At 71.1% G+C, this 21,815-nt stretch carries 23 protein-coding genes and 1 pseudogene; 20 read left to right on the forward strand and 4 right to left on the reverse strand.

What is annotated here, in order from left to right:
- Positions 1 to 335 precede the first annotated feature (335 nt).
- The 8 genes from lepB (JOD54_RS15475) (at position 336) to dprA (ending at position 7,977) form a co-directional block, all read left to right on the forward strand.
- Positions 336 to 1,250 (forward strand): signal peptidase I, encoded by a 915-nt coding sequence (gene lepB / locus JOD54_RS15475; protein WP_372440404.1) that lies wholly within the window; start codon positions 336 to 338, stop codon positions 1,248 to 1,250.
- A 22-nt stretch (positions 1,251 to 1,272) separates the two neighbouring features.
- Positions 1,273 to 2,244: a signal peptidase I gene (gene lepB / locus JOD54_RS15480; protein ID WP_307860076.1), complete on the forward strand. Its 972-nt coding sequence runs from the start codon at positions 1,273 to 1,275 to the stop codon at positions 2,242 to 2,244.
- A gap of 9 nt (positions 2,245 to 2,253) precedes the next feature.
- Positions 2,254 to 3,132 (forward strand): signal peptidase I, encoded by an 879-nt coding sequence (lepB, locus tag JOD54_RS15485; RefSeq protein WP_204451204.1) that lies wholly within the window; start codon positions 2,254 to 2,256, stop codon positions 3,130 to 3,132.
- Positions 3,133 to 3,137: 5 nt separating this feature from the next.
- Positions 3,138 to 3,878, forward strand: coding sequence for a ribonuclease HII (locus tag JOD54_RS15490; protein ID WP_204456302.1), 741 nt, complete (start codon positions 3,138 to 3,140; stop codon positions 3,876 to 3,878).
- Between the two features lie 39 nt (positions 3,879 to 3,917).
- Positions 3,918 to 4,241: a DUF2469 domain-containing protein gene (locus JOD54_RS15495; protein ID WP_018682033.1), complete on the forward strand. Its 324-nt coding sequence runs from the start codon at positions 3,918 to 3,920 to the stop codon at positions 4,239 to 4,241.
- 132 nt (positions 4,242 to 4,373) lie between these two features.
- Complete coding sequence (locus tag JOD54_RS15500; protein ID WP_204451205.1) at positions 4,374 to 4,730, forward strand: YraN family protein; 357 nt, start codon at positions 4,374 to 4,376, stop codon at positions 4,728 to 4,730.
- Complete coding sequence (locus tag JOD54_RS15505) at positions 4,730 to 6,244, forward strand: YifB family Mg chelatase-like AAA ATPase (RefSeq protein ID WP_204451206.1); 1,515 nt, start codon at positions 4,730 to 4,732, stop codon at positions 6,242 to 6,244. The genes JOD54_RS15500 and JOD54_RS15505 overlap by 1 nt, the downstream gene beginning before the upstream one ends.
- Positions 6,245 to 6,855: 611 nt before the next feature.
- Entirely contained in the window at positions 6,856 to 7,977 is a 1,122-nt protein-coding gene (dprA, locus tag JOD54_RS15510; RefSeq protein WP_307860077.1) for a DNA-processing protein DprA, read from the forward strand.
- A gap of 83 nt (positions 7,978 to 8,060) precedes the next feature.
- On the opposite strand, the gene JOD54_RS35050 is transcribed toward dprA, so the two are convergent.
- A complete protein-coding gene (locus tag JOD54_RS35050) occupies positions 8,061 to 8,192 on the reverse strand; it encodes a hypothetical protein (protein WP_275592962.1) in 132 nt (43 codons plus the stop codon).
- Positions 8,193 to 8,534: 342 nt separating this feature from the next.
- Here JOD54_RS35050 and JOD54_RS15520 point away from each other — a divergent pair, with 342 nt between their 5' ends.
- The gene (locus JOD54_RS15520) at positions 8,535 to 9,365 is read left to right on the forward strand and encodes a tyrosine recombinase XerC (RefSeq protein WP_275592794.1); all 831 of its coding nucleotides are present in this window, start codon (positions 8,535 to 8,537) and stop codon (positions 9,363 to 9,365) included.
- A 70-nt stretch (positions 9,366 to 9,435) separates the two neighbouring features.
- A complete protein-coding gene (locus JOD54_RS15525; RefSeq protein ID WP_204451208.1) occupies positions 9,436 to 10,272 on the forward strand; it encodes a FliA/WhiG family RNA polymerase sigma factor in 837 nt (278 codons plus the stop codon).
- 45 nt (positions 10,273 to 10,317) lie between these two features.
- Here the strand turns inward: JOD54_RS15525 and JOD54_RS15530 are convergent, their stop codons facing one another.
- On the reverse strand, positions 10,318 to 10,824 hold the full coding sequence (locus JOD54_RS15530; RefSeq protein WP_204451209.1) for a M23 family metallopeptidase: 507 nt from the start codon (positions 10,822 to 10,824) through the stop codon (positions 10,318 to 10,320).
- A gap of 364 nt (positions 10,825 to 11,188) precedes the next feature.
- Here JOD54_RS15530 and rpsB point away from each other — a divergent pair, with 364 nt between their 5' ends.
- The 5 genes from rpsB (at position 11,189) to JOD54_RS15555 (ending at position 15,259) form a co-directional block, all read left to right on the forward strand.
- On the forward strand, positions 11,189 to 12,031 hold the full coding sequence (gene rpsB / locus JOD54_RS15535; protein WP_204451210.1) for a 30S ribosomal protein S2: 843 nt from the start codon (positions 11,189 to 11,191) through the stop codon (positions 12,029 to 12,031).
- Positions 12,032 to 12,108: 77 nt separating this feature from the next.
- Positions 12,109 to 12,924 (forward strand): translation elongation factor Ts, encoded by an 816-nt coding sequence (gene tsf, locus JOD54_RS15540; protein ID WP_204451211.1) that lies wholly within the window; start codon positions 12,109 to 12,111, stop codon positions 12,922 to 12,924.
- 85 nt (positions 12,925 to 13,009) lie between these two features.
- The gene (gene pyrH, locus JOD54_RS15545) at positions 13,010 to 13,735 is read left to right on the forward strand and encodes a UMP kinase (RefSeq protein WP_204451212.1); all 726 of its coding nucleotides are present in this window, start codon (positions 13,010 to 13,012) and stop codon (positions 13,733 to 13,735) included.
- 43 nt (positions 13,736 to 13,778) lie between these two features.
- The gene (frr, locus tag JOD54_RS15550) at positions 13,779 to 14,336 is read left to right on the forward strand and encodes a ribosome recycling factor (RefSeq protein ID WP_204451213.1); all 558 of its coding nucleotides are present in this window, start codon (positions 13,779 to 13,781) and stop codon (positions 14,334 to 14,336) included.
- Between the two features lie 26 nt (positions 14,337 to 14,362).
- The gene (locus JOD54_RS15555; protein ID WP_204451214.1) at positions 14,363 to 15,259 is read left to right on the forward strand and encodes a phosphatidate cytidylyltransferase; all 897 of its coding nucleotides are present in this window, start codon (positions 14,363 to 14,365) and stop codon (positions 15,257 to 15,259) included.
- Positions 15,260 to 15,267: 8 nt separating this feature from the next.
- Here the strand turns inward: JOD54_RS15555 and JOD54_RS15560 are convergent, their stop codons facing one another.
- Positions 15,268 to 16,119, reverse strand: a complete 852-nt coding sequence (locus tag JOD54_RS15560) for a VOC family protein (protein WP_204451215.1) — start codon at positions 16,117 to 16,119, stop codon at positions 15,268 to 15,270.
- A 128-nt stretch (positions 16,120 to 16,247) separates the two neighbouring features.
- Between JOD54_RS15560 and JOD54_RS15565 the strand changes: the two genes are divergently transcribed.
- Both JOD54_RS15565 and JOD54_RS15570 read left to right on the forward strand, forming a co-directional pair.
- Entirely contained in the window at positions 16,248 to 17,015 is a 768-nt protein-coding gene (locus JOD54_RS15565; RefSeq protein WP_204451216.1) for a class I SAM-dependent methyltransferase, read from the forward strand.
- Between the two features lie 125 nt (positions 17,016 to 17,140).
- On the forward strand, positions 17,141 to 18,646 hold the full coding sequence (locus JOD54_RS15570; RefSeq protein WP_204451217.1) for a S8 family serine peptidase: 1,506 nt from the start codon (positions 17,141 to 17,143) through the stop codon (positions 18,644 to 18,646).
- A gap of 3 nt (positions 18,647 to 18,649) precedes the next feature.
- Here JOD54_RS15570 and JOD54_RS15575 read toward each other — a convergent pair whose 3' ends face one another.
- A complete protein-coding gene (locus JOD54_RS15575; RefSeq protein ID WP_204451218.1) occupies positions 18,650 to 19,336 on the reverse strand; it encodes a PadR family transcriptional regulator in 687 nt (228 codons plus the stop codon).
- 158 nt (positions 19,337 to 19,494) lie between these two features.
- On the opposite strand from JOD54_RS15575, the gene rlmN reads away from it, so the two are divergent.
- From rlmN to JOD54_RS15585, 3 genes and pseudogenes are all read left to right on the forward strand, one after another.
- A complete protein-coding gene (gene rlmN, locus JOD54_RS15580) occupies positions 19,495 to 20,601 on the forward strand; it encodes a dual-specificity RNA methyltransferase RlmN (protein WP_204451219.1) in 1,107 nt (368 codons plus the stop codon).
- A 241-nt stretch (positions 20,602 to 20,842) separates the two neighbouring features.
- Positions 20,843 to 20,956 (forward strand): annotated as a pseudogene (locus tag JOD54_RS36140) (dual-specificity RNA methyltransferase RlmN); the annotation flags it as partial.
- 71 nt (positions 20,957 to 21,027) lie between these two features.
- On the forward strand, positions 21,028 to 21,813 hold the full coding sequence (locus JOD54_RS15585) for a toll/interleukin-1 receptor domain-containing protein (RefSeq protein WP_204451220.1): 786 nt from the start codon (positions 21,028 to 21,030) through the stop codon (positions 21,811 to 21,813).
- Positions 21,814 to 21,815 lie beyond the last annotated feature (2 nt).

Consider the following 21,815-nt stretch of genomic DNA (forward strand, 5'->3'; position numbering starts at 1 on the left):
TGGACCCGCCGCCGACCCACCTCGGCGGTGGCTCCCGGGCCGACCTGCCGGTGGTCGGTCCGCAGCGCCGACCCGATTCCCCCTCGCGGTCGGACCTCCCCGTCGTGGGGCCGGTCGATCACCACTCGCGCCAAGACCTCCCCGCCGCGGGCCAGCGGTCCCGCCCGGACCTGCCGGTGCCGGGTCCGGTCGAGCCCCCGCGCAAGGACCCCGCCCAGCCGTCGGTGAAGCTGTCGGAGCTGATCGAGCCCGCCGACTGGGAGGTCGAGGAAGCGGAAGAGGCAGCGAAGGCCAAGCCGCCCGCGGACGTCCCGGACGTCGACCTCACCGCTCTCATCCCGCGTGTGCGGTCGCGCGCGCAGGAGATCCCCACCTCCACGTCCAAGCGCAGGCGCGCGAAGACCGCTCAGGAAGAGCGCCCCAAGGGCGGTAGGCACCGCCGCCCACCGCGCAGGCAGCCGTTGTGGCGCGAGATCCTCACCTTGATCGGCGTCGCGCTGCTGCTGACGTTCCTGATCCAGCACTTCATCGGCCGCGTCTACTCGATCCCCTCGGGCTCCATGGAGCAGACCCTGCACGGGTGTCCCGGCTGCAGCGGTGACCGCGTCTTCGTCGACAAGGTCGTCTACATGTTCCGCGACCCGACCCCCGGTGACGTCGTCGTGTTCAAGGGCCCCAACACCTGGACCGAGCACGACGTGGCGGCCAACGAGAGCAGCAACCCCGTCACCCGCGCGCTGCGCTACGCCGGGTCCTTCATCGGCATCGCCCCGCCGGACGAGCGCGACTTCGTGAAGCGGGTGATCGCCGTCGGCGGCCAGACCGTGGAGTGCTGCGACGAGCAGAACCGGGTGCTGGTCGACGGGAAGCCGCTCGACGAGCCCTACATCTACTGGGAGGGCGGCAACCCCAACTCGCAGAAGGAGTTCGCCCGGGTTACCGTGCCCGAGGGCACGCTGTGGGTGATGGGCGACAACCGGAACAACTCCAGCGATTCCCGCTTCCAGGGTGGTGGCGGTGTGCGCGGAGTGGTCCCGCTTGGCAAGGTCATCGGCAAGGCCCGCTACATCGTGCTCCCGCCGTCGCGCTGGCGCGGCGTCGGCGACCACAACCCGCAGGCGGGTCCGGAGTTGTCCGCGGCGGGGTGGCAGCAGGGGGTTCCGCTGGGTGTCGGCTTGGCCGCCGCCTGGCCGTTGCTGTGGCTCTCGCGCCGCGTGAAGTACGCACTCACACCCAGGAAGGCTGAATAGCTTGTCGGACGCACACGGTGTCGTGCCAGGGGACGGACGCGGCACCGAGGATCTCGACGTCATCGAACCGGACACCACAGCCGAATCCGGCCCACCGCGGGCCACACCGGACACCGGCAGCGCCGAGCGGACCGAGCAGGCGGACACGGCCGACGGGGGCGAACCGGCCAAGCCGGAGAAGAAGAAGCGCCCGTTCTGGGTGGAGCTGCCGATCCTGATCGGCGTCGCGCTGGTGCTGACGATCATCATCCAGTCGTTCATCGCCCGGGTGTTCGTGATCCCGTCGGAGTCGATGGAGCAGACCCTGCACGGCTGCCCCGGCTGCTCGGGCGACCGGATCCTGGTCGACCGGGTCGTGTACTACTTCCGCGACCCCGAGCCCGGCGACGTGGTGGTGTTCGAGCGGCCGGACACCTGGGACGCCGACGGACCGGTCACCCGCTCGGACAACGCCGCGGTGGCCTGGCTGCAGGACTTCGGCTCGCAGTTCGGCCTGGCCGAGCCGAGCAACGAGGACGTGGTCAAGCGGGTCATCGCGGTCGCGGGCCAGACCGTGGAGTGCTGCGACGCCGAGCAACGCGTCCTGGTCGACGGCAAACCGCTCGACGAGCCCTACATCAACCGCACCTTCGGTCCGAACGAGGACCAGCTGAAGTTCGCGAAGATCACCCTCCCCCCGGGGATGCTGTGGGTCATGGGGGACAACCGGAACTTCTCCGCGGACTCGCGCATCCAGGGCGGTGGCAAGGCCAACGGGTTCGTGCCGGTGGACAACGTCATCGGCAAGGCGCGCTACATCATCCTGCCGCCGTCGCGGTGGCGCGGGGTCGGCGACCACAACCCGCAGGCGCTGGCGGTTCCCGCGTGGCAGGCCGGGCTCCCGGCGGGCATCGGCATCGCCGCCGCGTGGCCGACGCTGTGGCTGGGCAGGCGACTGCGCGGGGTACTGGTTCGCGGGGTGCTGGTGCGCGGGCACGGCAAGCGGGCCGGATAGGCTGCCGGGGTGTCCGAAGGATCTTCCGCGCCCGACGAGGACAAGACCCCTGAGGACGAGCGCCCGGGGGCCGCGAAACCCAAGCGGCAGCGCAAGAAGCGCCCGTTCTGGGTGGAGCTGCCGATCTTGCTGGTGGTCGCGCTGGTGCTGACGGTGATCATCCAGTCGTTCATCGCGCGGGTGTTCGTGATCCCGTCGGAGTCGATGGAGCAGACCCTGCACGGCTGCCCGGGCTGCACCGGCGACCGCGTCGTCGTCGACAAGCTCGTCTACACCTTCGGCGATCCCGAGCCGGGCGAGGTCGTCGTGTTCAGCAGGCCCGACACGTGGAACCGGGCGGAGTTCATCGCGTCGCGCTCGGGCAACGGGTTCGTCCGGTGGCTGCAGGGGGTCGGCGCCAAGTTCGGCTTCGCCGCGCCCGACGAGGACGACGTGGTGAAGCGGGTCATCGCCGTTGGCGGGCAGACCGTCGAGTGCTGCGACGACGACAACCGGGTGCTGGTCGACGGGAAACCGCTCGACGAGCCCTACGTCTACTGGGACCCGGAGCGCAACCAGCAGCAGGAGGAGTTCGACGCGGTGTCGGTGCCCCCGGGCAAGCTGTTCGTCATGGGGGACAACCGCAACAACTCGGCCGACTCCCGGGTGCAGGGCGGGGGCGGCCAGCAGGGGCTGGTGCCGGTGGACAACGTCATCGGCAAGGTGCGCGCGGTGATCCTGCCGCCGTCGCGGTGGCAGGGGGTCGGCGACCACAACCCGCAGGCTCTCTCGGCTCCCGCGTGGCAGGCGGCGCTCCCGGCCGGGGTCGGACTCGCCGCGGCGTGGCCGACGTTGTGGCTGCTCAGGCGGACGCGCTCGCTGGTACCGGTGCGCAGGGGGAAGCGGTGACGGAGATGCTGGATCAGTCGCTGCGGCCCCCCAGGGCGGTGTTGCGGCGTGACACGGGCACATGGGGCTTACAGACCGCGTTGCACCGGCGCGGGTTGGGGCCCGTCGCCGGTGTGGACGAGGCAGGCCGGGGCGCGTGCGCCGGGCCGCTCGTCATCGCCTCCTGCGTCTTGCGCCCCGGTGACGCCGCCCGCCTCGACGGGCTCACCGACTCCAAGCTGATGACCGCCGCCGCCAGGGACCGGATGTTCGACCTGGTCCGCGCCCGCGCCGTCGACTACGCGGTGGTGGTCGTGCCCACCGCGGAGGTCGACCTCACCGGCGTGCACTTCGCCAACATCGAGGGCATGCGGCGCGCGGTGGCCAGGCTGACCACCCACCCCGGGTACGTGCTGGTCGACGGCTTCCGGGTGCCCGGCCTGACCGCGCCCAGCATGCCGGTGCTCAAGGGCGACCAGGCCGCGGCCTGCGTCGCGGCGGCGTCCGTGCTGGCCAAGGTCACCAGGGACCGGATCATGACCGACCTGCACGAGCGGCTGCCGGAGTACCGGTTCGACGTGCACAAGGGGTACTGCACGGGGCTGCACACGCGCGCGCTGCGCGAGCACGGCCCCAGCCACGAACACCGTTGGTCCTACGCCAACGTCGCCGCCGCGGGCCTCGCCCACGGGATGCGCGCGCCACACCGGGTGGCGCTGAGTGTGGCGGCGACCGCCGTGGTCCAGAATGGTGGACCCCCGCAGTAGCGGGCGGGACAGGCACGACCAGGAGGGGCGCGCGGGGAGATGAGCGCGGAGGATCTCGAGAAGTACGAGACCGAGATGGAGCTGCAGCTCTACCGGGAGTACCGCGACATCGTGGGGCAGTTCGCCTACGTGGTCGAGACCGAACGGCGGTTCTACCTGGCCAACGGCGTCGACGTGCAGGTCCGCGACGCCGACGGCGAGGTCTACTTCGAGGTGCGGATGTCCGACGCCTGGGTGTGGGACATGTACCGGCCCGCCCGGTTCGTCAAGAACGTCCGGGTGATCACGTTCAAGGACGTCAACGTCGAGGAGCTCGACAAACCCGATCTCCGGCTGCCGGAGGACGGCCCCTTCAGCGGCTGACCCCACCAGTTATCCACAACGCCCCCGGTTGTCCACAGTTCCAGGACACCCCTGGCCGACCCACCCCGCCGCACCGCACCGTTGTGGTGGGCCCGGCGACCGCCGCGCCCGCCACACGGATCGGGAGCGGACATGGCACGACACCTTCGGGTGGGGGCGCTCGGCGAGGACATCGCCGCGCGGTACCTGACGACCAGCGGGCTGGTCGTCCTCGCCCGCAACTGGCGCTGCGAGCTCGGTGAGCTCGACGTCATCTGCGGTGACGACGGCAGGCTGGTGGTCTGCGAGGTCAAGACCCGCACCGGCACCCACTACGGCGGGCCAGCCGAGGCCGTCACCGACGAGAAGGCCCGCCGCGTCCGGGCGCTGGCCCGCCGCTGGCGGCTCGACAACGGCATCGGCCCGGTGGAGATCCGCTTCGACATCGTCTCGGTGCTCCTGCCGCGCGACGGCGAGCACAGCGTCCGGCACCTGCGCGGGGTGTTCTGATGGTGCTCTCGCGGGTGTGGTCGGTGGCCCTGTCGGGGGTCGACGGCATCCCGGTGGAGATCGAGGCCGACATCGGCGGCGGCAGGCCCCGCACCCAGATCGTCGGGCTGCCCGACGCCGCCCTGAACGAGGCCAAGGACCGCGTCCGCGCCGCCGTGCGCAACAGCGGCATGGTCTGGCCGGACCAGTTGGTCACCTTCGCCCTGTCGCCGGCGGCGCTGCCCAAGGGCGGCTCCGGCTACGACCTTGCGTTGGCGGTGTCGGTGCTGGTCGCCGACCGGCGGCTCCCCGCCGAGGCCTTCGCCGACACGGTCCTCGTCGGCGAACTCGCCCTCGACGGCAGGCTCCGCCCGGTCAAAGGTGTCCTGCCCTGCCTGCTCGCCGCCCGCCGCGCGGGCCTGCGCCGGGCGATCGTGCCCGTCCACGCCCTCCCCGAGGCCTCCCTCGTCAGCGGCTTGGAGATCCTGGGCGCGGGGACGCTGTCCGAGCTCGTCACGTGGTCCCAGGGCACCTCAGACGCCCTCTGCGTGCCCGACCCGCCCCCGACCGCCCTGGCGGCCGACCACCCCGACCTGGTCGACGTGGTGGGCCAGCCGGAGGGGCGTTGGGCGCTGGAGGTCGCCGCCGCCGGTGGCCACCACGTCCTGCTCGCGGGTCCACCCGGCACCGGCAAGACAATGCTCGCCAGGCGCCTCCCCGGCCTGCTGCCCGGCTTGTCCCCGGAACAGGCCCTCGAGGTCACCGCCATCCACTCCGTGGCGGGCGCCCTGACCGCCGACGCACCCCTGATCACCGCACCCCCGTTCGTCGCCCCACACCACACGGCCTCCATAGCGGCCCTGGTCGGCGGCGGCTCGGGCCTGGCCAAACCCGGCGGCATCAGCAGAGCCCACTTCGGCGTCCTGTTCCTGGACGAGGCCGCCGAGTTCGCCTCAGACCGCCTGGAGGCCCTGCGCACCGCCCTGGAGGAGGGCGAGATCCGCCTGGCCCGCCGCGACGGCGTGGTCGTCTACCCGGCCCGCTTCCAGTTGGTCCTGGCCACCAACCTCTGCCCCTGCGCCCCACCAAGAGACGCCGACTGCGTCTGCCCACCCCAGGTCCGCAGGCGCTACACCGCCCGCCTCTCCGGCCCCCTCCTGGACCGAGTAGACCTCCGAGTCCGCATGCGCCCCATCACCGCCATGTCCCGCACCCTCGACCCCGAACCGGAGTCCACCACCACAGTCCGAACCCGGGTGGCCGAGGCCAGAGCCAGAGCCACCCACCGCTGGTCCCCCCACGGCTGGCGCACCAACGCCGAAGTCCCCGGCCCAGCCCTCCGCCGCGAGTTCGCGCTGCCAAGGGAAACCACCGCCCTCCTGGACCGAGCCCTGTCCACCGGTGCAGTGACCGCCCGAGGCGCCGACCGCTGCCTCCGAGTCGCCTGGACCCTCGCCGACCTGGCCAGCCACCCCCAACCCACCCGAGACCACGTCACCGCCGCCCTCGACTTCCGCGACCGAAAACTCACCTGACCCGCCCTGCCCTCGGGAGCCCGCCCTGCTCCGCCCAGCCTTCGGCCGCGAGTGGCCTGGAGCTTGGCGGATCTGCAGGGCGCCTCGACCCCCGCGCGATCACGTCGCCGCTGCGCTTGAGCCGTGATCGAAAGCTCACCTGATCCGATCACCCACCCAGGAGTCCGCCATGCCCGCCCAAACCTTCCGCCGCGAGTGGCCTCGCCGCTCGCCGACCACTCCCAGCCCAGCCGAGACCACGTCACGGCCGCCCTCGACTTCCGCGACCGAAAGCTCACCTGACCCGCCCGCCCGCCGCCGTGAGTGGCGTCGATCTTGGCGGACCTAGTGGGAGCACCCCGATCCACCGCGCGATCACGTGGCCGCTGCGCTCGAGTTCCGTGATCGCATAGTCGCCCATTTCCTCTGTCCAAGCCGGATCAGCCTGTTTCTGGCTGCTCTGATCATTGTCATTTCGTGTGAAACCAAGGAGTTCGTGATGAGTCATGTCGTGGTTCCCGCGCGCCTTCTTCCCGGTGAGTGGCGGGTTGTGCCGACCAGATCCGGGGGAGTGCGGGCGAAGTTCGTCGTGGGTCGTAGGCGGGTTGTGCGTGGGGAGTGGGGGAGGGGCCGTGGATGAGGTTCGGTTGGCTCGGGCCTACTTGTCCCGGGTTGCGGAGCCGCCCGCGGGGGCGTTGGGGGTGTTGGTCGAGCACCTCGGGCCGGTGGAGGCGGCTGGGTTGGTTCGGCGCGGGGAGGTTCCTCGGGCGGTGTTGGACGAAACCTCTGCGCGGGCGGGGGTGGAGGTCGCAGCGGCGGATTTGGAGCGGGCGGCTGCGGCTGGGATTCGGCTGGTCACGCCGGAGGATGAGGAGTGGCCTGCTTGGCCGCTGCTGTGCCTGGCGAACGCGCGGGATCGGGGGCTTCGGTGGGCGGCGCCGCCGTTGGCGTTGTGGGTTCGGGGGCCGGCCCAGCTCGATGAAGTCCTGGGGCGGTCGGCGGCGATCGTTGGGGCTAGAGCGGCGACCTCGTACGGGGAGCACACGGCGGCGGAGTTCGCGTATGAGCTGGCTGGACGGGGTGTCACCGTGGTCTCGGGTGCGGCTTTCGGCATCGACGGCGCGGCGCACAGGGGGGCGTTGGGGGCTCAGGGGACAACGCTCGCGGTTCTGGCTTGTGGGGCGGACATCAGCTACCCGGCGGCGCACACGACGTTGCTCAACCACGTCGCGAAGCAGGGGGCCGTGATCAGCGAGTACCCGCCGGGGACGACTCCGGCGAAGTACCGGTTCCTGGTGCGCAACCGCCTGATCGCCGCGCTGGCCGTCGGCACGGTCGTGGTCGAGGCCGGTCGGCGCAGCGGGGCGCGCAACACCGCCGCTTCGGCCGCGGCGCTGGGCAAGCCCGTGCTGGCGGTCCCCGGGCCGGTCAGTTCGCCGATGTCGCAGGGGTGCCACGACCTGATCCGCTCCGGCACCGCGACCCTGGCCACCTCCGTCCCGGACATCCTGGAGGCGGTCGGCGCCATCGGCGACGTGGCCGACCCGCGAGCGCCCTCGCCCCCGCGCCCGACCGACGGCCTGGCCCCGCAGGCGGTCCAGCTGCACGACGCACTGTCCCGCTCGTCCCCGGCACCACCCGACCACCTGGCCCGCGCCTGCGGCGTCCCGCTGGAACGGGTCCGAGCCCTGCTCCCCGAGCTCGAACTCGTCGGCCTGGCCAGGCGCACCGAGGAGGGCTGGTTGGGCACCTGAGGAATGCGGAGTTGATGTTCGTGGGCGCGGGGGGTGTGGCGATGCTTGACCACGCCTGGCTCGTGCCGCAGCGTGGCGGGGTGTCACGTGCTGGTGGTCGAGCAGGCAGAGGTCGAGGGGGGCAGAACCCCCGGGCGGACCTGCTCGCCGTACGGGATCGGCTGCCGGAGCCGGTGCGCGCCGCCCTGGTCCAGTACGAGCGGCATCTCACGCACGAACGGGGGCACTCCCCCCACACGGTCCGCGCCTACCTGGGGGACGCGGTGTCCCTCTTGGGCTTCCTGGCCGGAATCGACTCGCCCGCAGGCCCTCGATCGGGTGAATTCAGTCCACCGTTGGGCGAAGCGGGACGGCCGGGGGATGCCGGGGACGGGGTGGTCAGCGGGGGTGGTCACCGACCAGGCACAGCGGGTGCCATTGCGCAACTTGCCAGGATGGCGGGAAACGGCGACTCCGTTCCGTACGACGATGGTGACTGTGGCGACCCGAATCCGAGCGCTGACCCCGCCGCCGGGGAATCCGGCGCCCTCCGACCGGCGTTGGACGACGACGTGGCAATGACCGAGGTACCCGTCCCGGCCGGGGCTCGCGAGCGGGCGGGCGCGACCGGGCTCGCCGGGGTGGATGTGGAGTTGCCCGGCCTGCGCGCGTGGTTGGCCGCCCAGCACGCCGCCGGGGTCGGGCGGACGACGCTCGCGCGGCGCGCGGCGGGGGCGCGCGGTTTCACCGCGTGGGCGCACCGGGAGGGGTACCTGTCGGCCGACGCCGGGGCGCGACTGGTGGCGCCCAAGCGCCAGCGCGTGCTGCCGTCGGTGTTGCGCCAGGACCAGGCCGACGGCGTGATGCTGGCCTCAGCGGCGGGCGCGCGCGAACAGGACCCGGTCGCGCTGCGTGATCACGCCGTGGTCGAGCTGCTGTACGCGACCGGGGTTCGCGTCTCCGAGCTGTGCGGACTCGACGTGACCGACCTCGACCTGCGCGAGCGGTTGGCCACCGTGCTCGGCAAGGGCGGCAGGCAACGGGTGGTGCCGTTCGGCGCACCCGCCGCCACCGCGGTCGCCCTGTGGCTCGACCAGGGCCGTCCGTCACTTGCCCGCGCCGATTCCCCCCGGGCACTGTTGCTGGGAACTCGCGGCGGAAGGCTCCACCCCAGTGCCGTACGGCGTATCGTGCATGGGGTGACCACCGCCGTGCCGGGGGCACCGGACCTCGCTCCGCACGGCCTTCGTCACTCAGCGGCGACACACCTGCTCGAAGGAGGTGCTGACCTTCGTAGCGTCCAGGAGTTACTCGGTCACGCTACGCTCTCAACGACGCAGCTCTACACCCACGTGACCGTCGAACGGCTGAAGGCGATCCATGACCGTACCCACCCCCGTTCCCGATGACCGCGGGAATGGCACCCGGGCATCGGCGCGGCCATCGCGGGCAGGCGGGTCCGCTGGACCGGCGGACCAGGTGAGAGGCACCGCCGCCCCCTACGGCGAGGGCCAGACCTCCGGGGTGCTGCCCGGCGACAACCGCACCGCCGACGACGTCGAGGCGGGCATCGTCGCGCTCTGGCGCCGCTTCGGCCAGGGCCGCGACCAGGCCCTGCGCGACCGGCTCGTGCTGCACTACGCCCCGCTGGTCAAGTACGTCGCGGGCCGGGTCGGCACCGGCCTGCCCGCGCACGTCGACGTCTCCGACCTCATCCAGTCCGGCATCTTCGGCCTGGTCGACGCGATCGAGAAGTTCGAGCCCGAGCGCGGCCTGAAGTTCGAGACGTACGCCATGCAGCGCATCCGCGGCGCGATCCTCGACGACCTGCGCGCCCAGGACTGGGTGCCGCGCACCGTGCGCGGCCGGGCCCGCGAGGTCGAGCGCGGCATCGAGCGGCTCGGCGCCAAGCTGCAGCGCACCCCCAACGACGCCGAACTCGCCGACGAGCTCGGCCTGTCGGTCGGCGAGTTGCGCGACGTCTACGCCCAGCTCCAGCTGACCAGCGTGGTGGCGCTCGACGAGCTGGCCGCGGCGGGCCGTGGCGTCAACTCCCTCGCCGACGTGCTCGAGGACGAGGCGGCCGAGGACCCGGTCGCGCTCCTGGTCGACCAGGACAACCGCCGCCAGCTCGCCGAGGCCATCGGCCTGCTCGTCGAACGGGACCGGGTGGTGGTGACCCTCTACTACTTCGAGAACCTCACCCTCGCCGAGATCGGCCGCGTCCTCGGCGTCACCGAGTCGCGGGTCTGCCAACTGCACACCAGGGCCGTCCTGCGGCTGCGCGCCAAGCTGATGGAAACCGCCGAGGTCTGATCACCTCCTCACTGGTTGTCAGAACTGGTTGTCGGAGCGTCGAGTTCAGGGAACGGGCAAGAGCCGCACGCGCGGGCGGTGGAGGGCGACGAGCGGGTTCAGGTACTCGTCGCCCCGGCGTAAACCCCAGTGCAGGCACGCGGAGGCACAGCCCGGGTGACCGGCCACCAGGAGACCGATCTGATCACCCCGGCGCACGACCGCGCCCGCGGTGACCGTCGGCTCCACCGGCTCGTAGGTGGTCCGCAGCCCGCCCACGTGCCGCACCGACACGACTCCGCGGTCCACCACGACCCCCGCGAACGCCACCACCCCGTCCGCGGCGGCCAGCACCGGCTCACCGACCGCCCCCGGTAAGTCGACCCCGCGGTGCCCCGGCCCGTACGGCGACGCGGGCGCCGCGAACGGCCGGGCCACCGGTCGCGCCGGGACCAGCGGTGACGCGTACGTCGAGGTCCACCGCGGCGGCTCGACCGCGGCGACCGCGTCGCCGGTCCACAGCAGCAGGGAGGCCGCCAGCAAGGCGGCGAGTTTGCGCAGGTCACAGTGCATGTGACCACGGTGCCGGTGGTGGGTGGGGCGGCGCCAGGGGTGGCCGCGACCTGTGGACAACCGGAGGGGTTGTGGACAACGCGGACGGCGACGTGCACTCCGATTCCGGATCCGCGGCACCCCCGGCGTACACTTCGCACCGCGTCCTGTGGTCTCCACCGGACGACTTCGCGTGCCAGTGCGCGTCCGCGCTCCCACAGAGCGCGGTCACCGACGCCCGGCGGTCTCGATGGTGTCCCACCACCGGGTCCGGGCGTCCGCACGGCACCAGGGCGGTGGGCCACCGGGTCCGCCGCGACAACCGCGTCCGCGCGCACGGCCCAAACACCCGGGCGCGCCCGAACGAAGAGGTGCGAAACCGGCCATGGCCGTCGTCACCATGAAGCAGTTGCTGGATTCCGGCGTGCACTTCGGGCACCAGACCCGCCGCTGGAACCCGAAGATGAAGCGGTACATCCTCACCGACCGCAACGGCATCTACATCATCGATCTGCGCCAGACGCTGACCTACATCGACCGCGCGTTCGAGTTCGTCAAGGAGACCGTCGCCCACGGCGGCTCGATCCTGTTCGTCGGCACCAAGAAGCAGGCGCAGGAGGCCATCGCCAGCGAGGCCAAGCGGGTCGGGATGCCGTTCGTGAACCAGCGCTGGCTGGGCGGCATGCTCACCAACTTCTCCACCGTCCACAAGCGCCTCCAGCGCCTCAAGGAGCTCGAGGCGATGGAGCAGACGGGCGGTTTCCAGGGTCTCACCAAGAAGGAGATCCTGATGCTCACCCGGGAGAAGGACAAGCTCGACCGCACCCTCGGCGGTATCCGCGACATGGCGAAGGTCCCCTCCGCCATCTGGATCGTGGACACCAAGAAGGAGCACATCGCCGTCGGCGAGGCGCGCAAGCTGCACATCCCGATCGTGGCGATCCTCGACACCAACTGCGACCCCGACGAGGTCGACTACCCGATCCCGGGCAACGACGACGCGATCCGCTCCGCCGCGCTGCTGACCAAGGTCGTCGCCGAGGCGGTCGCCGCCGGTCTGATCGCCCGCTCCGGCGCGCGCAACGGCTCGGACAAGCCCGAGGCGGCCGCCGAGCCGCTGGCCGAGTGGGAGCAGGAGCTGCTCGCGGGTGCCGAGACCGCCGCCGCCGACGGCGAGCAGGCCGCGACCGCGGTCGCCGAGGCGACCGAAACCCCCGCCGAGTCCTGAGCACCACACCCCGGCGGGCCGCACGGCCCGCCGGGGTGCCCCCACGCGCGTACCCGAAGAAGGACGGAAAACGCACGATGTCGAACTTCACCGCGGCTGACGTCAAGAAGCTCCGGGACCTGACCGGCGCCGGGATGATGGACTGCAAGAAGGCGCTCACCGAGACCGACGGCGACTTCGAGAAGGCAGTCGAGATCCTGCGCATCAAGGGTGCCAAGGACGTCGGCAAGCGCGCTGAGCGCGCCACCGCACAGGGCCTGGTCGCCGCCGACGGCGGTGTGCTGGTCGAGCTGAACTGCGAGACCGACTTCGTCGCCAAGAACGAGGAGTTCCAGGAGCTGGCGAACAAGATCGTCGCCGCCGCGAAGTCCTCCGGCGCCGCTGACCTCGACGCCCTCAAGGCCGCCGCCCTCGACGGGTCGACCGTCGAGGACACCGTGCAGGCCCTCTCGGCCAAGATCGGCGAGAAGCTGGAGCTGCGCCGGGTGGTCAACTTCACCGGCACCGTCAGCACCTACCTGCACAAGCGCGCCTCCGACCTGCCCCCGGCGGTCGGCGTGCTCGTCGAGTACACCGGTGCAGGCGACGACGTGGCCAAGCAGACCGCGCAGCAGATCGCGGCCATGAAGCCGCGCTACGTCACCCGCGACGAGGTCCCCGGTGACATCGTCGAGGGCGAGAAGCGCATCGCCGAGGAGACCGCCCGCGAGGAGGGCAAGCCGGAAGCGGCGCTGCCCAAGATCGTCGAGGGTCGGGTCAACGGCTTCTACAAGGACGTCGTGCTGCTCGAGCAGTCCTCGGTGTTCGACTCGAAGAAGTCGGTCAAGGCGCTGCTCGACGACGCGGGCGTCACCGTCACCCGCTTCGCCCGGTTCGAGGTCGGCCAGTCCTGACCCGCCCGAGGCACCTGGAGTGATTAGGGTTGTGCCCCGCCCCCGGATCCCCGAGGGCGGGGCATAGTCACGAGGAGGGTCTTACGTGGCTCACAACGGTAGTTTCCGCCGCGTGCTGCTCAAGCTCGGCGGCGAGATGTTCGGCGGCGGCCGCATCGGCGTCGACCCCGACGTGGTGCTCACCGTGGCCAGGCAGGTCGCCGACGTGGTCCGCGGCGGCGTGCAGACCTCCATCGTGATCGGTGGCGGCAACTTCTTCCGCGGCGCCGAGCTGAGCCAGCGCGGCATGGACCGCGACCGCGCCGACTACATGGCGATGCTGGGCACCGTGATGAACTGCCTCGCGCTGCAGGACTTCCTGGAGAAGGAAGGCATCGACACCCGGGTGCAGACGGCCATCACCATGGGCCAGGTCGCCGAGCCCTACATCCCGCGCCGCGCCGAGCGGCACCTGGAGAAGGGCCGCGTGGTGATCTTCGGCTGCGGCGTCGGCATGCCCTACTTCTCCACCGACACCGCCGCAGCCCAGCGCGCGCTGGAGATCGGCTGCGACGTGGTGCTGATGGCCAAGGCGGTCGACGGGGTCTACGACGCCGACCCGAAGACCACCCCGGACGCGAAGATGTTCACCGACATCACCCACCGCGAGGTGCTCGAGCGGGACCTGAAGGTGGCGGACGCGACCGCGTTCAGCCTGTGCATGGACAACAACATGCCGATCATCGTGTTCAACCTCCTGACGGAGGGGAACATCGCCCGCGCGGTGCGTGGTGAGAGGATCGGCACGCTGGTCAGTACGCCAACCGCGTGACCCCCGGCGAGCCGGTTCGCCGGGAGATGGACAAGGAGCCCCCTTGATCGACGAGACACTCCTCGACGCCGAGGAGAAGATGGAAAAAGCGGTGTCGGTGGCCAAGGAGGACCTCGGTGCGGTCCGCACCGGCCGCGCGACGCCCTCGATGTTCTCCCGGATCACCGCCGAGTACTACGGCGCGTACACCCCGCTCAACCAGCTCGCCAGCATCGCGATCCCCGAGGCGCGGATGGCGATCATCAAGCCCTACGACGTCAGCGCGCTCAACACCATCGAGAAGGCGATCCGCGACTCGGACCTGGGGGTCAACCCCAGCAACGACGGCACGGTGATCCGGGTGGTCATCCCGCAGCTGTCGGAGGAGCGCCGCCGGGAGATGGTCAAGGTCGCCAAGACCAAGGGCGAGGACGCCAAGATCTCCATCCGCAACGTGCGGCGCAAGGCCAAGGAGGAGCTCGACCGGCTGGTCAAGGACGGCGAGTCCGGTGAGGACGACGTCGCCCGCGCCGAGAAGGAGCTGCAGAACCTGACCGACCGCTACGTCCACCAGGTCGACGAGCTGGTCAAGCACAAGGAAGCCGAGCTGCTGGAGGTCTGACCTCCGCGCACGGACGAGGGATCGCGATGGTGGCCGGACCCGTTGGGGAGCTGGAGCATGATTCGGTCGGGGACCGACGGGTGAGCGCGGCTGAGCCGACGGCGGCGCGGACCCCGCGCGCCGGGCGGAACCTGCCCGCCGCCATCGGGGTCGGTGTCGGCCTCGGCGCGGTCATCCTGACCTCGCTGCTGACCGTGCGGCACACCTTCGTCGGTGTGGTGGCGCTCGCGGTCGCCGTGGCCACCTGGGAGTTGGCCGGGGCGCTGCGCCGCGGTGCCGGGGTCGAGGTCGCGCTGTGGCCGGTGCTGCTCGGTGGGCAGGCCATGGTGTGGCTGTCGTGGCCGTTCGGCCGCGACGGGGTGCTCGCCGCGTTCGTGGTCACGATCCTCGCCTGCCTGCTGTGGCGGCTGCGCGGCGGCGTGACCGGGTACCTGCGGGACGCTTCGGCGTCGGTGTTCACCGCCGCCTACGTGCCGTTGTTCGCGTCCTTCGCCGCGATGCTCGTGCTCCCCGCAGACGGCACCTACCGGGTGCTGTGCTTTCTGATCCTGGTGGTCAGCTCCGACACCGGCGGCTACATCGCGGGCGTGCTGTTCGGCAAGCACCCGATGGCACCGACGATCAGCCCGAAGAAGTCCTGGGAGGGCTTCACCGGGTCGCTGGTCGCCGGTGTCGTCGCGGGGGCGCTCACGGTGACCCTGATGCTCGACGGCCAGTGGTGGCAGGGCGTGGTGTTCGGCGCCGCGCTGGTGGCGACCGCGACGCTGGGCGACCTGGTCGAGTCGGTGATCAAGCGGGACCTGGGCATCAAGGACATGGGCACGCTGCTGCCCGGCCACGGCGGCCTGATGGACCGGATGGACTCGCTGCTGCCCTCCGCCGTCGTGTCCTGGCTGCTGCTGCGGCTGTTCGTGCCCAGCTAGCGCTAGCCCTAATCGTCGTAGGGGTCGTCTACTTCGGCGCCGATCTCTTCTTCGGGGATGACCGTGATCGCCAGTGAGCGGTCGAGCACGGTGAACTCGGCTCCGGTGACGTCGGCCAGCACCGCGGCGCGGCCGTACGGGGAGTCGAAGGGCGGCACGGTGATCCGGCCGCCGAGGCGCAGCGCGAGTGCCGCGGTGGCGTCGGTGCCGATCTCCGGGTCGACCTCGAAGAACACCATCCAGTACGGCGGTTGGTCGGCGGGGTACTCGGGACCCATCCGGGACCGGCCCAGGATCTCGTCGCCGTTGAGCCGCCAGCTGGTGTAGTCGAAGTTCTCGCCGTCGCCGATCTGGGTCTGCTCGAACCCGAACAGGTGGCGGAAGAACTCGTCGGCCGCGGCACCGTCCCAGGTGTTGAGCTCGGCCCAGGTGAACGCGCCGGGGAAGCCGGTGCCGAGGTCCCAGCCGTGGTCCTGGCGCCAGAAGCCGATGGGGCCGCCGCTGGGGTCGGTGGCGATGAGGAGCCCGCCTTGGCCGGGGATCTCGCGCGGTGCGGTGAGGATCTGCCCGCCCAGGTGCAGGACCCGCTCGGTGGTGTTGCCGGTGTCGTGGACCGTGAGGTACAGCGTCCACTGGCTGGGTTGCCCGCCCTGCGGCGTGTAGAGGCCCGCGACGGAGATGTCCTCCACGTAGGCCATGACGTAGCCGTCGTCGCCGACGCGGTAGGTCCAGCCGAACAAACCCCGGTAGAACTCACTGCTGGCGGCCGGATCCGGTGTGGCGACCTCGACCCAGCACGGTCTGCCCGGGGTGCCTTCCGGCACCTCTTCCACGGCGCTGATCGCGTCGGTTGGCAACATGGCGACCTCCTCGCGCGTCACCTGGACACTAACCCGGTCGGGTGGTTCCGTCAGCCGCCGCCGGTAGGTGATCTTCTCCGCGTTTGACCTGCCGACCCGGTGGGCACGAGTTGTGCTTTTCTTGTCGCATGGGTCTGGCTGGCAGGGGATTGGTCGCGCGGGCGCGTGAGCGGCTGACCAGTTCGCTGCGGGCGGGCGAGGTGTTGCCCAGCCCCAACATCTGGCAGTGGCCGGGGGTCTACGAGGCGGAGAACCGCGCGCAGGACGTCACCGGCGCGGTGTGGGGTCTGCTCGACGGCTTGGCCGACTGGACCGGCGACGTGCTCGACGTGGGCTGCGGCGACGGCTTCCACCTGCCGCGCTTCGCTGAGCGCGCGTCGAGCGTGCTCGGTGTCGAGCCGCACCCGCCGCTGGTCGAGCGCGCCAAGGCCCGGATCGTCGACCTGCCGCGGGTCGCCGTGGTGCGCGGTTCGGCGCAGGACATCCCGATCGCGGACGCGGGCATGGACGTGGTGCACGCGCGCACCGCGTACTTCTTCGGCCCCGGTTGCGAACCGGGGCTGCGCGAGGTCGACCGGGTGCTGCGCCCCGGCGGGACTTTGGTCGTGGTCGACCTCGACGCCACCGTGCCGCCCTACGGCCGGTGGATGCGCGCGGACCTGCCCGAGTACGACCCCGCTGAGGTCGACCGCTTCTTCGAGATCTCCGGGTTCGACCGGTACCGGGTCGCGACCACGTGGCGGTTCCCGGACCGGGAGACGCTGGAATCGGTGCTGCGCATCGAGTTCTCCGCGCCGGTGGCGGCCAAGGCGGTCGCGGGCACGCCCGGCCTGGAGTTCACCGTGGGCTACCGCGTCCTGGTCCGCCGCAAGCCCCGTGGCCTGATCGTCGGCTGACTGGGAAAAGATCAGGGCCCCGGATCTTTGGCGCCGGGATTGTCTCCCTTGCCCGATCCAAGAGATCTTCAGCCCGCACGCCGCGGTCGCCCTGCCCGTGGCGAGGCCGACTGGTTGGAGATCTGATGCGTCGGTTGTTCTTGGTCCTGTCCCTCTTAGCCTTGCCGCTGAGCGGCACCCTCGTCGCGCAAGCGTCCCAGGGCCCGGTGATCGTTGCTAGCAAGCCGATCCCGGGCTCTTACATCGTTTTGCTCGCGCCTTCGGCAGCCCAGCCCGACCGCACTGCTGCGACGTTGTCGCGGCGCTATGGCGGCACACCGCAGTCTTACTACCGCAGCACCCTCTATGGCTTCTCCACCCGCGGGCTCACTGCGAGCCAAGCGACCAGGCTCGCCGCGGACCCGTTGGTGCGCACGGTTTACCAAGACGGCACCGCTCGTGCCGCCCAAGCCGCCGTCCCGTGGGGACTCGACAGGCTCGACCAACGCCAGCTGCCGTTGGACAGCCGCCCCTTCGCCTCACGCGGAGGTTCTGGGGCCACCGCGTACCTGATCGACTCGGGGATCACGCCCAACCAGGCCGAGTTCGGCACCCGCCAGCGCGTGGGTGCCGACTTCCTGGGCGGCAGCGGCATCGACTGCAACGGCCACGGCACCCACGTTGCCGGGGTCGTCGGCGGCAAGACCCACGGCGTGGCCAAGGAAACCGCCTTGGTCGCGCTGCGGGTGCTCGGCTGCGACGGCCTCGGCCGCGACTCGCACGTGCTGGACGCGGTCGAGTGGATCACCCGCAACGGCACTCGCCCCGGCGTGGTGGCCATGGGTGTGACCATGGACCAGGCCGGGGCGGGTGATGAGGCGGTTCGGCGCTCGATCGACGCCGAGTTCACCTATGTGGTCGCTGCGGGCAACGACGGCGCGGATGCCTGCGGGTTCGGGCCGGGACGGGTGTCGGAGGCGATCACGGTGGGTGCCACCGACCGCACCGACACGCGGCCCGCGTGGTCGAACCACGGCCGGTGCCTGGACTTCTTCGCCCCTGGTGGTGAGATCCCCTCACTGGGCCGTCAAGGCCAAGAGGTGAAGATGTCCGGCACCTCCATGGCGGCCGCGCACGTGGTGGGGATCGTCGCCGGGCACCTCGCCCGCAACCCCTTCGCGCTGCCCGACGACGTGCGCACCGCCCTGAGCCGGGCGGCGGTGCCGGGTGCGGTCCTCTCGCCCGGCGACGGCAGCCAGAACCAGCTGGCCAACGTGGCCTACCCGCTGGACTCCGAGGTGCCCGTCTGCCGCGCCACCGGCAACACCACCGACGTCGTGATCCCGGACAACGGCACGGCGGTCACGTCGGCGATCACCCTGAGCTGCCCGCCGACCGGTGCGCTCGGCCGGGCCCGGGTCTACCTCGACCACCAGGACGTCAACGACCTGCGGATCGACCTGGTCGACCCGAGGGGCCGGGTGTACGAGCTGGAGCAGGTCGGCGGGACCGACCCGTCGGGCGCCGTCCGCAAGACCTACACCGTCCCGGCGCCCGCCGGGGACCACAGCGGCACGTGGACGCTGCGGGTCACCGACCTGGTCCGCACCGACACCGGTCGGCTCGACCAGTGGGTGCTGTCGTTCGAGTAGCGCTTACTCGGTGTCCTCCTCGGCGGGGGTGTCCTCGCCGAGGAGGGCGTACAGCTCGCGGCGGGCGTTGTTGAGGATGTCGGACGCGCGGGACTTCTGGTCCGGGGTGGCGGCCTGCGAGACCGTCATCGCGGCGGCGGCCAGCTGGCCGAGCGCCTCCCGCAGCCCGACCTCGCTGCGGTCGACCCCTGCGGCGACCTGCTCCCACGGCGGCGTGTCGAGCTTGGCCGCGGCGGCGGTGCCGTCCTCGGTCAGCTGGAACAGCCGCTTGCCGCCGTCGCCGTCGATCGCGGTGATCAGGCCCTCGTCGGCCAGCAGTTGCAGGGTCGGGTAGACCGAGCCGGGGCTGGGCTTCCAGAAGCCGCCGCTGCGCTCGGCGATCTCTTGGATCATCTCGTAGCCGTGCATCGGCCGTTCGGTGAGCAGCGCGAGCAGTGCCGCGCGCACGTCACCGCGTCGTCCCCGGCCGCGTCCCTGGCCCCTGCCGTGCCCGTGGCCGCGCCTGCCGAACCCGAAGGGCGGGCCGGGGGGGAACGGCGGTAGTGGGAAGGGTGGGGTCATCTCGTCCTCCGATCCGAGGTCCACGGCGAAGTCGGGTCGACCGCGGTGGTGGTGCCTGCGCCAAGGTCCGCGCCGGTGCTGGTGCTGGTCGTGCTGGCCGCGCTGGTGGTGTTCGTGTGAGACACGCATTGTTCTCTCCCCTGGGTAGTGGTCCGCGAGCCGGTCGCTCGCGATAGCTCAACGATATATCGGAACATGTCGCGATGCAACGTCCGACAGCTGTGACGCGCGTCCACGCGTCCCGAGGTGTCAGCCGCGGTCGGCCGACGTGGGACACTGGATCCGCCATGACCTCACTCCCGCTCGTCTTCGACGCCCCCCGCCGCGGCCTGCCGCCCCGGCACCTCGCCGACCTCACCACCGAGCAGCGCCGCGAAGCGGTGACGGCGTTGGGGGAGAAGGCGTTCCGGGCGAACCAGCTCTCGACGCACTACTTCGGCAGGCTCACCGCCGACCGCGCGGCCATGACCGACATCCCCGCCGCCACCCGCGACCGCCTCGCCGACGAACTGCTGCCCCCGCTGCTCACCGAACTGCGCACGGTGACCTGCGACGACGGCAACACCCGCAAGGCCCTGCTCCGCGCGCACGACGGCACGCTGATCGAGAGCGTCCTCATGCGCTACCCGGACCGCGCGACCCTGTGCATCTCCAGCCAGGCGGGCTGCGGCATGGCCTGCCCGTTCTGCGCGACCGGCCAGGGCGGGCTGCAGCGCAACCTGTCCACCGCCGAGATCGTCGAACAGGTCCGCCTCGGCGCCGCCGCCATGCGCGACGGCGAACTGCCCGGCGGCGCCGGCCGGTTGTCGAACATCGTGTTCATGGGCATGGGCGAGCCCCTGGCCAACTTCAACCGGGTCCTGTCGGCCGTCCACCGCATCTGCGACCCGGCGCCGGAGGGCTTCGGCATCTCCCAGCGCTCGGTGACGGTGTCGACGGTCGGGTTGGTGCCGGGCATCAACAAGCTGACCGAAGCCGGGCTCCAGGTCCGCCTGGCGGTCTCACTGCACACGCCCGACGACGAACTGCGCGACACCCTGGTCCCGGTCAACACCCGGTGGAAGGTCGCCGAGGTCCTGGACGCGGCCCGCGCCTACGCGGACAAGACCGGCAGGCGGGTGTCGATCGAGTACGCCCTGATCCGCGACATCAACGACCACCCCTGGCGCGCGGACCTCCTCGGCAAACTGCTCCGCAAACACCTAGGCCAATTCGCCCACGTCAACGTCATCCCCTTGAACCCCACCCCGGGCTCCAAGTGGGACGCCTCCCCGAAGCCCGTCGAGCGCGAGTTCGTCCGCCGCGTGAAGGAACAGGGCGTGGAGTGCACGGTCCGCGACACCCGCGGCCAGGAGATCGCCGCCGCGTGTGGGCAGCTCGCCGCTGAGGGCTGATCCGCCAGCAGTGAGACCAGCCGCCCGGCGACTGGACTGGCCAGCACCGGCGGACCATCCCACTGGCGGACTCGCGCTACGAGCGGCGTCTGGCGGACATCGATCGCTTCGGGGAACGGACTCGCCGATGACTCGTTTGTGGAAGGACGTCAAAGCCGAGAAGGCTCGGCGTGACGGCGCGGGCGGCCGGGACCTAGAGGCCGCTTGTGCCGAGGCACGTACTCGGACCCAGGCATACGTACTCGAGCGCGAGCTTGTCCGCCGCGTGAAGGAACAGGGCGTGGAGTGCACCGTCCGCGACACTCGCGGCCAGGAGATCGCGGCCGCGTGTGGGCAGCACGCTGCTGAGGGTTGACCACTGTTCCAGCACTAACGGCCAAGCGCGGCCTCACGATACTGGGAGCAAACAGCGGCATGGGGTTGCCCATGAGTGGTCTGCGCGGAGGTCGGGTGTCGGGTGAGTTGGACTTCGGGCCGGTGGTCGTCAAGCACCCACGGCGGGGAACCCGGGTGGGCTACTACGACGACGACGATGGAGGCCTCGGCAGCAAGGCGATCGTCTACTTCGAGGAGCCGCCCTTCCTGGCCTTGGGGCGGTATGAGTTCGTCAACCGCGAGCACATTTTCCCCGTGGACACCCAGTCACTGTGGAGCCGACGGGACGAGATAGGCCGCGTCCTGGCTGATGTCTCCTACCGCAAGGGGACCGGGAAGCGCGGCATCTCCGCCGAACGCCGCTTCGCGCTGTCTCTGGAGTTGGGACTCGTCAACTCGCTGCTGGCCGACCGCATGCTGGAGGCCAGGATCAGCGAGGGCTCACCGTCGGGCAAGCGCGTTTTCATCTCCCACTCGTCCAGCGACAAGGAGACCGCGGTCTCGCTATCGGTCGACCTGGCGAATGTAGGACACACGCCCTGGCTCGACGAGTGGGAGATCAAGGTCGGCGAGTCGATCCCCAACAAGATCGCGCTGGGGATCGACGGGTGCGACTACCTGCTTCTGCTGCTCAGCCCCACTGCCGTCGAGTCCGGGTGGGTCGAGCGTGAGTGGTCGGCGAAGTACTGGTCGGAGGTCGAGTCGGGGGCGGTGCGGGTCCTCCCGGCCATGGTGCTCGATTGTGCGGTACCGACCCTGCTCCGAGTGAAGAAGTACGCGGACCTCAGGGGCGACTACAGCCACGGCCTCCGGCAGATCTTGGAAGCCATCGCCTGAGC

This window comes from Actinokineospora baliensis, assembly GCF_016907695.1.
GTDB classification, from domain to species: Bacteria; Actinomycetota; Actinomycetes; order Mycobacteriales; family Pseudonocardiaceae; genus Actinokineospora; species Actinokineospora baliensis.